Origin of the sequence: Glycomyces sp. YM15, assembly GCF_016918015.1 — a bacterium.
Lineage (GTDB): Bacteria > Actinomycetota > Actinomycetes > Mycobacteriales > Micromonosporaceae > Glycomyces.
The window spans coordinates 48,439-63,093 of the sequence record NZ_JAERMK010000009.1 but is presented as its reverse complement, the minus strand read 5'-3'; the positions used below and the strand labels follow the sequence as shown (position 1 = coordinate 63,093).

The 14,655-nt window shown below is 70.2% G+C and carries 11 protein-coding genes; 5 read left to right on the top strand and 6 right to left on the bottom strand.

All coding sequences use genetic code 11. The annotated features are described in order from the left end of the window. Nucleotides 1-9 precede the first annotated feature (9 nt). The 6 genes from JHY01_RS11780 to glnII form a co-directional block, all read right to left on the bottom strand. The gene (locus JHY01_RS11780; protein WP_205325841.1) at nt 10-1,554 is read right to left on the bottom strand and encodes a hypothetical protein; all 1,545 of its coding nucleotides are present in this window, start codon (nt 1,552-1,554) and stop codon (nt 10-12) included. Further along, on the bottom strand, nt 1,551-3,665 hold the full coding sequence (locus JHY01_RS11775; RefSeq protein WP_205325840.1) for a glycosyltransferase family 2 protein: 2,115 nt from the start codon (nt 3,663-3,665) through the stop codon (nt 1,551-1,553). The genes JHY01_RS11780 and JHY01_RS11775 overlap by 4 nt, the downstream gene beginning before the upstream one ends. A 211-nt stretch (nt 3,666-3,876) precedes the next feature. Further along, entirely contained in the window at nt 3,877-7,020 is a 3,144-nt protein-coding gene (locus JHY01_RS11770; RefSeq protein WP_205325839.1) for a glycosyltransferase, read from the bottom strand. A gap of 222 nt (nt 7,021-7,242) precedes the next feature. After that, nucleotides 7,243-8,556: a glycosyltransferase gene (locus JHY01_RS11765; protein ID WP_205325838.1), complete on the bottom strand. Its 1,314-nt coding sequence runs from the start codon at nt 8,554-8,556 to the stop codon at nt 7,243-7,245. Beyond that, the gene (locus JHY01_RS11760) at nt 8,553-9,923 is read right to left on the bottom strand and encodes a glycosyltransferase (protein ID WP_205325837.1); all 1,371 of its coding nucleotides are present in this window, start codon (nt 9,921-9,923) and stop codon (nt 8,553-8,555) included. Before JHY01_RS11760 ends, JHY01_RS11765 begins: the two co-directional genes overlap by 4 nt. 227 nt (nt 9,924-10,150) lie before the next feature. Beyond that, nucleotides 10,151-11,170 (bottom strand): glutamine synthetase GlnII, encoded by a 1,020-nt coding sequence (gene glnII, locus JHY01_RS11755; RefSeq protein ID WP_205325836.1) that lies wholly within the window; start codon nt 11,168-11,170, stop codon nt 10,151-10,153. A gap of 299 nt (nt 11,171-11,469) precedes the next feature. Here glnII and JHY01_RS11750 point away from each other — a divergent pair, with 299 nt between their 5' ends. The 5 genes from JHY01_RS11750 (at nt 11,470) to JHY01_RS11730 (ending at nt 14,600) form a co-directional block, all read left to right on the top strand. Then, complete coding sequence (locus JHY01_RS11750; protein WP_205325835.1) at nt 11,470-12,480, top strand: hypothetical protein; 1,011 nt, start codon at nt 11,470-11,472, stop codon at nt 12,478-12,480. A 204-nt stretch (nt 12,481-12,684) separates the two neighbouring features. Next, nucleotides 12,685-13,026 carry a hypothetical protein gene (locus tag JHY01_RS11745; RefSeq protein WP_205325834.1) on the top strand — a complete coding sequence of 114 codons (342 nt, stop codon included), beginning with the start codon at nt 12,685-12,687 and terminating at the stop codon, nt 13,024-13,026. 72 nt (nt 13,027-13,098) lie between these two features. Beyond that, nucleotides 13,099-13,440, top strand: coding sequence for a hypothetical protein (locus JHY01_RS11740; RefSeq protein ID WP_205325833.1), 342 nt, complete (start codon nt 13,099-13,101; stop codon nt 13,438-13,440). Nucleotides 13,441-13,530: 90 nt separating this feature from the next. Continuing rightward, a complete protein-coding gene (locus JHY01_RS11735) occupies nt 13,531-14,043 on the top strand; it encodes a hypothetical protein (RefSeq protein ID WP_205325832.1) in 513 nt (170 codons plus the stop codon). A gap of 59 nt (nt 14,044-14,102) precedes the next feature. Continuing rightward, nucleotides 14,103-14,600: a hypothetical protein gene (locus JHY01_RS11730; RefSeq protein WP_205325831.1), complete on the top strand. Its 498-nt coding sequence runs from the start codon at nt 14,103-14,105 to the stop codon at nt 14,598-14,600. Nucleotides 14,601-14,655 lie beyond the last annotated feature (55 nt).

The following is a 14,655-nucleotide window of genomic DNA, read 5'->3' as shown; positions in this document are numbered from 1 at the left end:
TCGAACCCGTCACTGAGGCCCGTCGAGGTCGATGCCGAGCGATCGGAATCGACTGCGATGGGCCTCATGGCTGAACAAGCGCTCCACCGTGTCGCGCCCGATCCGGCGCTGCTTCAGGTACCGGTCGTGGTCGCCGCGCAGATCGTCGAGGACCCCGGCGACCTCCGCGGGCTCCGCGTACAGGGCGCCGTCGCCGAAGACCGGCCGGAACCGGGGCGGGAGCACGGTCGGCACGCCGGCCGCCATGGCCTCCACCGGGGCGCGGCCGAACGCCTCCAGCAGCGCCGAGTTCACGAAGTAGACATAGAAGTCCAGGTGCTGCAGGAACTCGCCGACGTCGACCGAGTCGAACGCGGTCGACGACCAGTTGCGCGGCAGGCGCCCGAGGATGCGGCGCGGGATCTCGACGCCGCCGAGCACGCGGACCGCCACGTCCTCCCGGTCGGGATAGGCGCTGCGCAGGTCGGCGGCGAGCTCGGGCCACTTCGAGACGTGGTCGCGCGAGTGCCTGCCGACGCGCGCGACGCCCGGGACCGGTGACTCGTCCCGCCGCGGGACGGCCGCGGTGTCGAACGACGGATACCAGTGCCCCGACGACAGGTCGACCTCGCGGAGTTCGCTCCCGTGGCAGTCGGTGAGCGCCTGGCGCACCAGCGGGCCGACCGTGCGCCAGTGGTGGTCGCCGATCCAGTCGCGCAGGTTGCGGTGCACGGTCTGCACGTCCCAGACGGGGCGGTGGCCCGTGCCGAGGCTGTAGTAGGTCATCGGCGCCTGGTTGACGACGAGCATCTTGCGGGCGGCGTCGATCTCCGGCAGGTCGTCCCGCAGCCGCGAGGCGAACGGCGGGAACCGCATGAGCAGCAGGTCGCACGAGAGCTTCCGGTCGCCCTCGATCAGCCGCACCTGCTCCCCGTCCACCAGGTTCAGGATCTTGGCGTTGATCGGGCGTGCACTGTGGTTCTGATACAGCGGGTGGTGGATGAGGCCGACCCGCTTACCCGCGGCCCGCAGCATCTCGATCTCGTTGCGGTTGCTCTGCGTCGTGCCGCCGCCGAGGTTGAAGTTCGAGACGAACACGACGTCGAAATGCTGGTCGGCGAGATCCGCGGCGGGGGCGGGCCGCTCGCGCCAGTCGGCGAGGGCGCGCTCGGCCAGCGACCGCGACACCGCCGGGAGCGACTTGTCACCGGCGATCGCCTCGAGCCGTTCGGCCGTGTCGGTGGTGAAGCCCGCTTTGAGCCGGTCGCCGAGCAGCTTCAGCTCGGCGTTCAGGCGCCGGGCCTTCTTCTCACGGCGCTGGCGCGCGCGGCGGTTGCGCGGCGACACGAGTTCCCGGAGGCTCGCCGAACCGGTGTCGGCCATGCGGCGCTGCACGGTGCGGGCCACGACGACGGCTTCCGCGATCAGCACCGACGCCATGTACGGCACGTACACCGCGGGCGGGGTCGTGTAGGCGAGCGCCGCGCCGAGGCCGACGGCGGCGCCGAGTCCGGCACCGGAGACGGCCGCGCGGCGGAGAGGGCTCAGATTGCGGACGGTGGGCATGGAGGTCACTTCGAGGAGATCCTGTCTATGAAGGACTGGATGCGGCGGAACCCGGGCGCGGTCATCGCGATCGCCGCGGCCGCCAGCAGCGCCGCGAGCGCCGCGAACGTGAGCAGCAGCGAGGTGTCGAGTCCGGCCCAGAACCAGCTCGAGGCCGCGAGGAGGCACACGAGCACCACGGCGATGGCCGCTGCTCGCACCAGGGCCCGGGCCTCGAGGCGGCGGCGTATGCGCCGGGGGATGCGGCCGAGCTGTTCGACGGCTCGCACCCGGCGGCGCGGCGCGGCGGCTGCGGTCGCGGCGGGCTTCGGCTTCGCGGGCTTCCCGGTCTCGACCGTGGCGGCGATGGAGGCCTCCCAGATCTCGATCCGGTCGAACCCGGTGAGACCGAACTCGGCCTCGCGTCCTTCCCAGAGCGACGGGTCGGAGACGACCAGTTCGTCGGTGGCGACCACGTCCATCGCGGCGACGAACTCGGCGCCGGAGCGGCGCACCTCGGGTTCGTTCAGGAAGTCGAGGATCTCGGGCCGGAAGTAGCGCAGGTCCTCGCGCAGCCGCAGCAGCGTCTCGATGTGCACCACGCCGACCTTCAGGCCCTCGGCGATCGCCTTGCGGGCCAGCGCGATCGCCCGCTGCTGGCTCGCCTCCCAGAAGCGGCAGTCGATCACGATGAGCAGGTCGAAGCGGGTGCCTTCGAGGGAGGCCCCGCGGATCAGCGCCGGGGCGTAGAACGGGCGGTCAGGTTCGTCGGCCGCCAGGTACGGTGCGCAGTCGCCGGCGGTGATGCGCCGGCGCCAGTGGTGGTGGGCCGAGCGGTAGGCGAAGCGGGCCGGATGCTGCCACCCGTAGCCGATGTCGCGCGAGGTCAGCGTGTCCGCGCCGAGCCGGATCAGGGTGAGGATCTCCCCGTTGAGCTTCTGCACCGCGCGGCGGCCGAACGCGGCCTTGAACCGGAAGTGGAACTCGCTGTCGGCGCCCTTGCGCACGGCGTCGAAGAACCCCATGCGCTCCCGGGCGGCTTTGGCGCGGAACAGCACCGACGTGGAGCGCGGCCCGTAGATCGGGCGGCCGGTGTTGATGAGGGTGAGGTCCTCCTTGACCCGGGCGCAGCTGGCGAACGTCATCACTATGCCGCTGTCGTGCAGGAGCGGTTCGGCCTGCCGTTCGAGCCAGCGCGGGTGCGCCCAGTCGTCCGAGTCGAAGCCGGTGATGAAGGTGCCCTTGCATTCGGCGAAGGCGCGGTTGCGGGCGCGGTAGGTGCCGGAGTTGGCGGGGAGCCGGAGGACGCGGATGCGCTTGTCCCGGTCGGCGACGCGTCCGAGGATGCCGTCGAACTCGGTGCCGGAGTCGTCGTCGACGACGATGAGTTCCCAGTTCTGCCAGGTCTGGGCGATGATCGAGTCGACGGCCGTGAAGATGGCGTCGTTCGGGCGGAAGCAGGTCATGACGATCGAGATCTTCTCGGGTCGCGTGACTGTGTCGGTGATGCCGGTGGTGAGCCGGTCGAAGTGGGTCCGGGTCGGGTCGGGGTCGAACGCCAGGTCCTCCATGCCGACCGCGGTGCCGAAGTGCCGCAGCCAGGCGGGTTCGTCGCCGCCGTGCTTGGGGTGCACGGCCTCGGCTTCGAGGCTGAGGCGCGCGACCTGGGTGAGGTCGTCGAAGCGGTCGAGCAGCGATGCCGCGCTCCCGCCGACCGCCGCCGCGCATTCGGCGTAGTGCAGCTGGTGCTCGCCGGTGATCGCCGCGCCGAGCGCGATATCGGCGAAGCGGTAGAGGGCGAGGCCGTCGGCGAAGTCCCGGTGCCTGGTGGCGGCGCCGGCGAGGGCGACCATGTAGTCCGGGGCGAATCCGTCGGCGTCGAGGGGCCAGCCCGAGCGGATCGACTCGAGCAGGTGGTCGTAGGTGTGGCCGGGGGCCGCGGTCTTCGTGAGCAGTTCGAACAGCAGCGGTGAGCGGGTTCGCACATATGACCGGTACGCGGCGGCCGGCGGCCGGCCGGCGATCTCGGCGAGTTGGCGTTTCAGGAGATCGGGGTGGTTCGCGTCAGCCGTCGGCTCCGTCGGTTGCGAGGGGAGCCCGGGGGAGGCGGGGGCACTGCGGCGGGTTTCGGATTCGACCATGCTTTTGGACCATGCGTTTCGACCATGCGGAGAGGCGGGTGGGACGGGTGCCGTTGAGGTGGGCTTTTCACTGTAACCTCTGGCGTCCGCCTCACCCATTGTGGCGCGAGAGGCGGCCGCGTGGGGCCCCGGGACTCGGCGACGTGATGCGGGGCCCGGGATCCCGGGCCGCCCCGACCGTTGGATTCGGGGCGGACTCGGACCTGTCTTCTCAGTCCTCCTGCGCGGGCTCGAGGAACGAGCCGAGCTTGCGGACGGTCATCTCGCCGTTGTGGTACCGCTGTGCGAACCGCACCGACTCCGCGCCGATCAGGCGGGCCGAGTCGCGGTCGTCCAAGAGCGACTCCATCGCTTCGGCGACCGAATCGGCGGTGCACGAGACGATCGGCGGTTTCGCGCCGATCGCTTCCGGGAGGTCGGGGCTCAGATAGGCGAGGACGGGCTTGCCCGCCGCCATGCCCTCGCACGCGAAGGTCCCGTAGGAGCCGATGCTGAACTGGTCGACGATGACGTCCGCTTCCATCACGGCGGCGTGCACTTCGCTCGGCGTCATCTTCTCGAGGAGGACGAACTCGATGTGGCCTGCTTCGTGCATCCGCTCGAAGTAGGGGAGGACCCGGTCCGTTCCCTTGGTCCAGCGCCGGGAGGGCGCGTGCACGACCCTCGGGACCTGCCGTTCCATGATCGCGAAGTCGTTCGCCCAGTGGTCGGTGTCGACGATGAGGGGCAGCCAGGTGGCCTCGGGCAGGTCGCTCAGGAGGTCGGGCGTGGTGACGTACTGCGGCAGTCCCGAATCGCGCGCGATGCGCGCGTTGTGGGCGGTGATCCGCCGCAAGTCCTGCAGCACGTCCTCGGGCGCGTCCCGGAACAGCGAGTCGGCGTGCGCGGCGAGGTGCCGTTCGGGGCTGCGGATCTCGCTGCCGTGGGCGAGCAGTGCGACCTGTTTTCCGGCCCGGAGCATGAGCGGCAGGTCGGCTTCGATGTCGTCGCCGTTGAGCGTGCCGAACACCGGTCGGAAGGCGTCCGCGATGACGTGCGTGCTCCAGGTCAGGACCTGCTCGACCTGGCCGAGCTGGGCCGGGACCTGCTGCTGCTCCCAGGGCTTGAGCTTGCGGTCCACCGGGTACTGGAGCTTGTTGTACGGGGAAGTGACCGAGCTCACCCAGGCGCTGATGTCCGGGCGGGACCTGCCGAGGGCGGCGGCGATGTTGGTCAACTGGCCCGCGTAGTTGGCCGGTCCCATCCAGAGCCGGGAGTCGTTGCCGTTCGTCGTGGGCCAGGGGGTCGGCGTGCCGTAGCGGCGGCGCTCGGCGAACTGCTCGGTGTTGAAGCGCTTGTAGAGGCTCGTCGTGACCGCCCGGATCAGCGACTCGGTGGAGTCGGGGGCGAATGCGAGGCCGATGTTCTTCGCTTTCGCGTACGCGGCGAGCGGCCCGTCGCCGGCCACCAGGAGCGGGGTCCCGGCCTGGAAGAACGCGGCCAGAACTGGAGGTACGTGCAGTCGGGACTCGGCCGCTTCCGCTTCGGCCGCGATCACCGCGTGGTAGGGCCGCGTGCCGTCGCGGAGCTGCTCGCGGTGGTCCGCGACGCGGACTCGGTCGCCGAGTCCTCGCTGCTCGAAGCGTTCGGCGATCCTCCGGTGGTCGGGGATCGAGGTGAGCAGGTCGACGGTGGCCTCGGGGTACGCCTCGAGCAGGCCGGCGAGCGCGTCGGTCAGCGGCGAGTGGGCGGGGAGCACCGCCACGGCGAGGCGGGCGCCGTGCTCGCGGAGCCGCTGCTTCGCCTTCCGCTTCTCGGCGGAGGCGCGCTGCTGCTTCGCGGCGCGCGGTGCGATGCGGCCGCGGAAGCCCTCGTACATCGCCGTATACGATTTGGCCTGCTCTTCCCAGGAGCGCTCGAGCAGCACCTCCGGGCGGGTGTAGGCCTGCCGGTAGGCCGCCGTGTCGCCGATGACCTTGCGCAGTGCGGTCGCCAGCGTGGCCGGGTCGTCGGGGTCGAAGACCTCGCCGTGGCCCAGCTCGGCGATCTCGCCCGCCATGGCGGGCAGGTCGGAGACGACCACCGGCAGTTTCGCGTGCATGTACTCGAAGTACTTGTTCGGCAGGGCCAGTTCGTGGTTGCGGATGCCCTTGCGCATCGGGTGGACGCCCGCGTCCGCGGTGCTCAGGAACTGGGGGAGCACGTCGTAGGGCACGTAGGTCATGAAGTGCAGCCGGTCGCTGATGCCCCGCGCGGCGCCGAGTTCCTTGAGTGACATGACGTACTTGCTGCTCAACGAGTTGATGACGAAGGCCATGTGGAACTCGGGGATCGCCGCCGTCGCCTCGATGATGACCTCGAGGTTGCGTTCGGGGGCGGCGTTGCCGCAGTAGACGCCCAGGGGGGTCGCGGGGCCGAGGCCGCAGGCCGCCCGCACATCGGGGTACTCCAGGTCCGCCGTGCTGCCCGCGACGCTCAGGGGGGCGTTGAGGACCACTTTGGGCGCTGCCGCGAGGCGGTAGCGGCGCTGGAGCATGTCGGCGATGTGCGGTGACACCGTCACGACGTCGTCGACCTGCTTGATGTAGCCCGCCTCGTAGGCCTCGAGCGAGGTGCGGAGGCGGGTCGCGAAGTCCTCGAGGCCGTGGATGTACTCGTGCGCGTCGTAGACGACCACGGTATCGCGTCCGCGGAATCGGAGGTGGTTGGCGCACCGCACGGCGATGCCCAGCGGTCGGATGTCGTGTGAGTGGATGACGTCGGGTGCCAGTTCCAGGACCTTGTCGCGGAACGCGAGTTCGAACCGGTGCGCCGTCACGTCGAGCCGGCGCCAGAACGTCTTGGGGCGCAGTGCCCGCCAGAAGGCGACTTCGAACTTCTCGACGTTCGCCTGGCCCGGCGAGGGCTCGGGGGATTTGCGCATGGCGGTGAACTGCTCGGTCGACTGGGCCCGCCGCCGGAGCCATGAGCGGTACAGGGCGCTGGCGGCCTTGGCGCCCAGGTAGCGGGGCGAGAGCAGGCGGCGGGTGCGGGACGGGTAGGCCGCCGCGCGCTCTTCGAGGTCGATCCGGTTGAGCTCGATCCGGTTGCAGGCGTCGACGGCCTGGTACTCGTGCTGGTATGCCAGCGGGTACTTCCGTTTGGGGAGCTGCTGCGCCCAGATCGTCGCGGCCATCCGGGGCACCGGCAGGCGGTGGACCGTGACCTCGTCCATCCGGTACTTCTCGGCCTTGCCCGAAGGCGATACCCCGATGAGGTGGACGTCCCAGCCGGCTTCGCTGAGGCTGCGCGCCGACTTCTGGACACGTGAATCGCCGTCGATCTTGTTGGCGACGAGCATCACAACGCGTCCGCGGTGCTCCACTTGCTGCTTCACTCGGGTTCTCTTTCTTCGGGGGACGACGGGGTTACGGGCACGAAGGGTTCGAGGCACCGTCGGCGGGGGTGGCGGCGGAAGCGGTCGTGGCCGGGCACGGGCGGTGCCGTCGACGCATTCCGAGCAGTACTGTCCATGTTACTGAATCAGCCGCCCAGGTCGGTGCAGCGGCGGTGGCGATCGTGTGGGCGGCGACCTTCGGAGGGCGGGCCGCCCGGCCGGTCAGGGGAGCCGGGCGAGGAGTTCACGGCACTGCCGCTCGAGGGCGTCGACGGCCCGGTCGCGGGTGAAGCGGCGGGCGTAGTCGCGGGCGGCGGCGGTGCGTGCGGGGTCGGGATGCCGCACGGCGTCCGCGGCCTGTGCGAGGGCTTCGGCGACGCGGGGCGCCTCGAGGGATTCGGGCTTGAACCACAGCGGGTACCGCTCCAGGTACTCCTCGGCCGCCGAACCGTCCTTGTGCACGGAGACGATCGGTTTCCCGGTGGCCATGTACTCGAAGATCTTCCCGGAGGTCACGTACCGCGAGCCGCCCGCGAGGAAGACCAGCACGTCGGTGCGCGCGTAGACCTCGCCCACGGCGGTCTTCGACACGGGGCCTTCGTAGCTGATCAGGTCGGGGTCCGGTTCGTCGGCGCTGAGGAACGGCCCGATCCCGAGTTTCCGCTGGAGTTTCTCGGCGCCGTCCGCGAAGTAGCCGAGGTGGCCGTGGATGAGCAGCCGGGGAGTGAACGGCAGGTCCCGCGAGCGCAGTTCCCGGAAGCCCTCGGCCATGCGGATCACCGGCTGCTGGGCGGTGACGGTGCCCACGTATCCGAATCGGACGATGCCCGCGGGTGCGGGTTCGGCGGCGGTCTCGGTCAGGACGTCGGGGTCCCAGCCGTTCGGCACGACCGACATCCGCTCGGCGGCGTCGGGGTAGCGTTTCGCGTGCCAGTCGCGCAGCGCCTCGTTCACGAAGGTGACCGTGGCGGCCGAGCCGATGAAGTCCGCCTCCCACCGGTACGCGGGGTGGTCCGCGGGGAACGCGGGCTTGTTCGTGAACAGGTCCAGGGTCCACGAGTCGCGGTAGTCCAGCACGTACGGCAGCCCGGTCCGCTGGGCGAGGACTTCGGCCGCGGCGAACGCGGAGAACGGGTTCCCGGTGGCGACGACCAGGTCGAACGGCCGTTCGCGGTGGAGCCGGAGGGCTTCGCGGAGCGCGTTGCCCGACCAGCCGGCGTACTTCTCCGGGAAGGCCCCGTACCGGCGCATCGGATCGGCGGCCCCGCGCAGCGGACCCGGCAGCAGCCGGGTCCAGCCTGCGGCGCCTTGGAAGGCGGGGCGCACGACCCGGACCGCGGGGTCGACGGTCGCGGCGAGCGCGTCGTCGAGTCCGCTGCTCGCCGCCGCGAAGTGGTCGACGGGGCCGGACAGGACGGTGACGTCCCAGCCGGTGCGGGCGAAGCGGTTGGCGACGGCGCGGCTGCGGTACACGCCGCTCGCGCGCGAGGGCGGGAAGAAGAACGCCAGGTAGAGCAGGCGGGGCGGGGTCGTCATCGGCCGCCCGCCCGCCCGACGCGGCTGCGGAGCCGGGAGATCAGGCCGCGCCGCGGCTCGGGCTCGGGTTCGGGTTCCGGCATGAGGGACTGGACCAGCCGCACGAGATGAGCGCTCGAGAACGATGCGCGGACCTTCGCGAGTCCGCGGTCCGCCTGTGCGGCATAGGCTTCGCGGTCGGCCACGAGTTCCCGCACGACCTGCTCGACCGCTTCCGGCGCGGCGTAGACCGCGGCGTCGCCGAACGTGGGTTCGAGCCTCGGGTCGAGGACGCACGGCACGCCTGCGGCCATCGCCTCCATCGGCGCTCGGCCGAACGCCTCGACGCCGTCGTCGGCGAGGTGGTAGACGAACACGTCGATCGACGCGAGGAACGCCTCCACGGACAGGGCGTCGAATTCGTGGACGGTCCAGTTGGCGGGGAGGTCGCCGAGGATCCGCCGGGGGGATTCCGCGCCGCCGAGCACGGTGACGCTGAAGTCCTCCGAAGCCGGGAGGCACCCGAGCAGGTCTGCGGCGCTCGACGGCCACTTGATTTTGGAGTCGCGGGAGTGCCGGCCGATCCTGATGGGTCCGCTGCGCGGACGTTCGGGTGCCTCCGTGGCCCAGTGCTCGGGGTCGGTGATGTCGTGCCAGCACTCGGCGCTGATGTCGATCGCAGCGGTCTCGTCGGCGTGGTGGGCGGTGAGCAGGTCCGCGATGACGGGGCTCGCGCAGTACCAGGTGTGCTCCCCGAACCAGGAGGTCATCTGCTCGTGGACCTCGGGCACCCGCCACGAGCGCCGCTGCGGCTCGGCGCCGTAGTAGTAGTACGGGGCCTGGTTCACGACGAGCACGGTGCGGTCGCTCGCGACCTCGGGCCGCTGGTCGACGAGCCGGGTCATGCACGGCGGGAACCGCACGATCGTCAGCCGCGCGTGCACGCGGTCGCGGCTGCGGACTAGGCGCACGCCGTCGTCCTCGGCCGCGAGCGCGAGGATCTTCGCGTTGACGCCGCGGAGGGCGTCGAGCTCGTAGCTGGGGTGGTGCAGGAGCGCCACGGTCAGCCCGGCCTCGCGCAGCGCGCACACGTCGGCGGCGTTCGAGGCCGTGGTGCCGCCGGGCAGGGACAGGTCGGAGACGATGAGCACGTCGACATCGTGGGCGACCGGCTCGGGGCGCGGCTTCGCATTGAGCTCGTGCCACCGCACCAGGGCCTGGAGCAGCGCGATCCGGTAGGCGGGGAGCTCGGTCTCGTCCTCGGAGGAGCGCTTGATCACCTTGCGCGCCTCTTTGTGGAAGCCCCTGAACAGGCGGGAGGTCCACCGCGCGCCGGAGAGCCGCTTCTTCTCGGGGATCTCCGGACCGAACCATTGCGGTGCCGGCATCCGATCGCGATCCATTCGACGACCTCCGGGGCTGACAGGACTGTGGTGCCGCCGTCTACGAGGGGTTCCGCGGCAAGCGCGACGATACCAAGTGTCTCCTGCGGACTTGCGACGCGGAGTGATGAACCTGCTTCGGAAAAGTACGCGATATGCCGCTGAACGGGAGTTATCGGGGGAGAAAACCGTTAGGGGCCCGCGCTTTCGCGCGGGCCCCTAACGGTTCGAGATCAGACGAGGCCCTTCTTCTCCAGGGCGGAGCAGACCGTTTCGACGATCTTGCCGGTGACCAGGTAGGGGTCCATGTTCGCGTTGGGGCGACGGTCCTCCAGGTAGCCCTTCTTGTCCTTCTCGACCTGCCACGGGATGCGGATCGAGGCGCCGCGGTTGGAGACGCCGTAGGAGAACTGGGTGTAGTGGGCGGTCTCGTGCGCGCCGGTGAGGCGGTCGGCGATGCCGTCGCCGTACACGGCGATGTGCTCGGCGGGCTTGTTGTCCTGGCCCAGCGCCTCGCACGCGGCGATGATGGGCTCGTAGTCCTCGCGCATCGCCTTGGTGGAGAAGTTGGTGTGGCAGCCGGCGCCGTTCCAGTCGCCCTTGGCGGGCTTCGGGTCGATGGTGGCGGAGACGTTCCACTCCTCGGCGGTGCGGTAGAGCAGCCAGCGGGCCAGCCACAGGGCGTCGGAGACCTCGAGCGCGGTGGCCGGGCCGACCTGGAACTCCCACTGGCCGGGCATGACCTCGGCGTTGATGCCGGAGATGGGGAGGCCCGCGGCGAGGCAGTTGTCGAGGTGCTTCTCGACGATCTCGCGGCCGAAGATCTCGTCGGCGCCGACGCCGCAGTAGTAGCCGCCCTGCGGGGCCGGGTAGCCGCCCTCGGGGAAGCCGAGCGGGCGGTCGCCCACCATGAAGGTGTACTCCTGCTCGATGCCGAACCAGGACTCCTGGCCCGCGTACTGCTCGGCGAGCTCGGCGGTCTTGGCGCGGGTGTTGGTCGGGTGAGGGGTGAAGTCGGTGTCGAGGACCTCGCACAGGACCAGGATCGAGTCGCCGCCGCGGATCGGGTCCGGCACGACCTTGACGGGGCGCAGCACGCAGTCGGAGGAGTGGCCCTCGGCCTGGTTGGTGCTCGAGCCGTCGAAGCCCCAGATCGGGGGCTCCTGGCCCTCGTCGAGGATCTTGGTCTTGGAACGCAGCTTGGCCGTCGGCTCGGTGCCGTCGATCCAGATGTACTCGGCCTTGATAGCCATCAGGTAGGAGCCCTTCAAACGGTGACGCGGTCCAGCCTGGCTCGATCCGCGCCGTGAAGCAGGGGAGCCGTGAAGCTGTGCTGCCACGCTCCCAAGAAGCAATTTCTCGCTCGTTGAAGTCATGTAAACAGTGTGTTAACCGCTGCTGTGCGTGAGCAATGAAACGCTGTGAGTCCGGCTCACCCTATTTTCGGGGATAAAATCTGTTTCACCCCGTATCCCCGATCAGTCCCTTTTCGTTCTAACAATTGCGAGCGGCGAGAACGCTCGCGCTCAGGATCAGGACGACGGGGGAGACGATGGGACGCATCGCCGGAGGCAGCGAGGTCACTCGCCGCTTCAGCGTGCTCCGATTCTTCCTCGGCGCCGCGCTCACCGCATTCGGCTCCCTGCTTCTAGGGGCCTTCGCGTTGGCTGCATCCGCTTGGGCATCAGACGATTCCACAGCATCGCAGGGCCTTGCCGCGATGACCGACCCCCTCTCCGCAGAGGTGTCCGACATGTCGCGCCTGGCCGCGCGACTGGTCCCGCAGAACCAGCAGGGACATCGGGCGACGGCGGTGCAGGGGGAGGTCTCGAGGCTGGTGTCGGGCCTGGACGAGCCGGTGGGATCCCTGGTGGACGAGGCGGATGGGGCCGTACGCACTGCGTTGCAGGGCGATGCCGTGCCTGGCCTACTCGACTTGGATGACGAGTCCGTCGGAGACCGCACTGCCGAAGTAGTGGCACCGCTGGTGGGAAACCTGGTGAAGGGAACGGCCTCCATTGCGGACGGCCCGGCCCCCGCGGTGCCCGGTGTCTACGAGACTGTCGCGCCCTCGACCGATCCGGTCGACGTACTGGCGCGACTGGTGACCGATGGCCTGCGCCTCGACGATGGGACGACGCCCGGGAGCGTCCCCGTCGGAGCCGCAGGACAACCGAGCTTCACCTCGCTTGCGGCACAGCAGGTCTCCAACGAGGTGGCGGCGTCGCTCCCAGGAGCGAACAGCGGCCGGCCGGCCGCCGCCGCCGAGTGCTCCGCCGAACATGAGCGGGGGACGGAGCGATCCACCGTCGAGGACGTGCGCGGTCTGCCGCGCACCTCGGCCAGACCGTGGCTGTACGACGGCCCCGGACTGCCTGACCTGAAGATCATCCCCGGTGGAGCCACAGGCTCGACCGCAGGTATCAGCGTCGACAGCGGCCACACCGCTGTCTGCGTCTCCCCGTCCGCCGCGGGGGAAGAGGTGTCACTCTCCCGCACGGTGATCGGGGAATTGGGGCGGCCGTTGGACCGCGCCGCCGAGCTGTCCGTCGCCCCAGACTAGGGCCTCCGCGCGTCGGTGCGCGGGGAACTTGAAGTCCGCCTTCAAACTCTCCCTCCGGTTGCAGTGCATGGGGTCTCGATCCCACGCCCTCCGGCGCTCCGACGCGCGGAAGCCAGTCGTACCACCGCTCCGAACGGGGCGGGAAACCAGATCGCAGACGTCCGGGTCCCCGGGCGCGCAACCAAGAAGGAAACGAACAGCATCATGCGCAAAGTTCTTACCGCTGCCACGTTCGCCGCCGGCGTCGCCGTTCTCGGTGCCGCGGCTCCCGCCATGGCCGCTCCCGGCGTCGCCGCGGGCGACCTCAGCCTCGCCAACATCGACGCTTCGGACGCGGCGCACTGGCAGATCTGCGGCCAGAACGTGCTGGCCCAGCCGGGCGGGCAGGACTGCGACAACACCGACGCCGGCAGCGGCGACTCGGGTGTGGACAGCGGCGACCTGTCGCTGGTCAACGGCGACGCCTCGGACGCGGCGCACTGGCAGATCTGCGGCCAGAACGTCGGCGTCTCGCCGCTGGTCGGCCAGATGTGCGGCAACAACTAGACGAGCCGAGGGAGCGGGTCCGCTGCGGCCCGCTCTCGCTTCGAAATCGACCTCAGGAACAAGGGGATCACCATGCGTAAGTCAATCGCTCTCATCGCGGCCGCCGCAGGCATCGCCGCTCTCGGCGCCGCGGCTCCCGCCATGGCCGCTCACGGCGTCGACGCCGGCGAGCTGTCGCTGGTCAACATCGACGCTTCGGACGCGGCGCACTGGCAGATCTGCGGCCAGAACGTGCTGGCCCAGCCGGGCTGGCAGGACTGCGACAACACCGACGCCGGCAGCGGCGACTCGGGTGTGGACAGCGGCGCCCTGTCGCTGGTCAACGCCGACGCTTCGGACGCGGCGCACTGGCAGATCTGCGGCCAGAACATCCTGACCCAGGTCAGCGGCCAGCCCTGCGGCAACGGCAACTGAACTCGCTCGCCGGTGCGCAACCGGCATTGTTCTGGGGACGGGCCGAATCCCGGTCCGTCCCGCCACATCATCGAAAGGAACTGCAACATCATGCGTAAGACCACAGTCGCCGTCGCAATCGCCGCCGGCTTCGCCGCACTCGGATCGGCCGCGCCGGCCATGGCGCAGGTCAACGCGGGCGACCTCAGCCTGGCCAACATCGACGCTTCGGACGCGGCGCAGTGGCAGATCTGCGGCCAGAACGTGCTGGCCCAGCCGGGCGGGCAGGACTGCGACAACTCCGGTTCGGAGGCGGGCGGCTCCGGTGTGGACGGCGGCGCCCTGTCGCTCGTCAACGCCGACGCCTCGGACGCGGCGCACTGGCAGATCTGCGGCCAGAACGTGCTGGCCCAGCCGGACGGGCAGCCCTGCGACAACAGCGACGGGGCCGACTCGGGCTCCGGCACGGGCTCCAGCGACCTGTCGCTGGTCAACGGCGACGCCTCGGACGCGGCGCAGTGGCAGATCTGCGGCCAGAACGTGCTGACCCAGATCAGCGGCCAGGACTGCGGCAACGGCGAGCAGGACGGCCCGAGCAAGGGCGACGACCAGGGTGACTTCTAGCCCGCACGGTCCGAATCCTTCGTCCGTTCGAGCCGGATCCGAAAGGTTAGGTCAGAGGCATGCAATACAAGCCCATGGTCGTGGCTTCGGCTGTCGCCGCCGCCGCTGCGGCGTTCTCCTGCGCGCAGGCCTCGGCTTCGACGCCGGACTGGCTGACAGTGGCCTCGGTCGAGACCGGGCCGACGGCGTTGACCGCCGTCTGCGAGGAGGAAGCCGCCGGGACCTTCGCGGACCCCGCCTGTGCGAGCATCCTCGGCACCGGAGGATCCCCCGGTGCCGAGGCGTTCGATGCGGCGAATGCCGAAGCCTCGGCGGACAACGCCGGCATGTCGGCGGTCAACGTCGACATGCGCGACTTCGCGAAGTGGAACGTCTGCGGCGTCGCGGTCGCGGCCGCGCCCGATGACGTGGAATGCGACAACTCGATCGCGGACAAGCGCGAACCGATGGCGACCGGAAGCGGGGTGTCATTGGTGAACGTCGACGCGACGGGCGCGTTCGACTGGAACGTCTGCGGTGTCGCGGTGCTCCAGAGCGGTGCCGCGGTCGACTGCTGATCCGCTAGGCGACCTTCATACCCATGCGGCCGGAGCCATCAGGCTCCGGCCGCTC

Coding starts and splice junctions, on each gene's coding strand:
- JHY01_RS11775 (WP_205325840.1), bottom strand. CDS start 3,665: ATGGTCGAATCCGAAACCCGCCGCAGTGCCCCCGCCTCCCCCGGGCTC.
- JHY01_RS11765 (WP_205325838.1), bottom strand. CDS start 8,556: ATGACGACCCCGCCCCGCCTGCTCTACCTGGCGTTCTTCTTCCCGCCC.
- JHY01_RS11760 (WP_205325837.1), bottom strand. CDS start 9,923: ATGCCGGCACCGCAATGGTTCGGTCCGGAGATCCCCGAGAAGAAGCGG.
- glnII (WP_205325836.1), bottom strand. CDS start 11,170: ATGGCTATCAAGGCCGAGTACATCTGGATCGACGGCACCGAGCCGACG.
- JHY01_RS11750 (WP_205325835.1), top strand. CDS start 11,470: ATGGGACGCATCGCCGGAGGCAGCGAGGTCACTCGCCGCTTCAGCGTG.
- JHY01_RS11745 (WP_205325834.1), top strand. CDS start 12,685: ATGCGCAAAGTTCTTACCGCTGCCACGTTCGCCGCCGGCGTCGCCGTT.
- JHY01_RS11740 (WP_205325833.1), top strand. CDS start 13,099: ATGCGTAAGTCAATCGCTCTCATCGCGGCCGCCGCAGGCATCGCCGCT.
- JHY01_RS11735 (WP_205325832.1), top strand. CDS start 13,531: ATGCGTAAGACCACAGTCGCCGTCGCAATCGCCGCCGGCTTCGCCGCA.
- JHY01_RS11730 (WP_205325831.1), top strand. CDS start 14,103: ATGCAATACAAGCCCATGGTCGTGGCTTCGGCTGTCGCCGCCGCCGCT.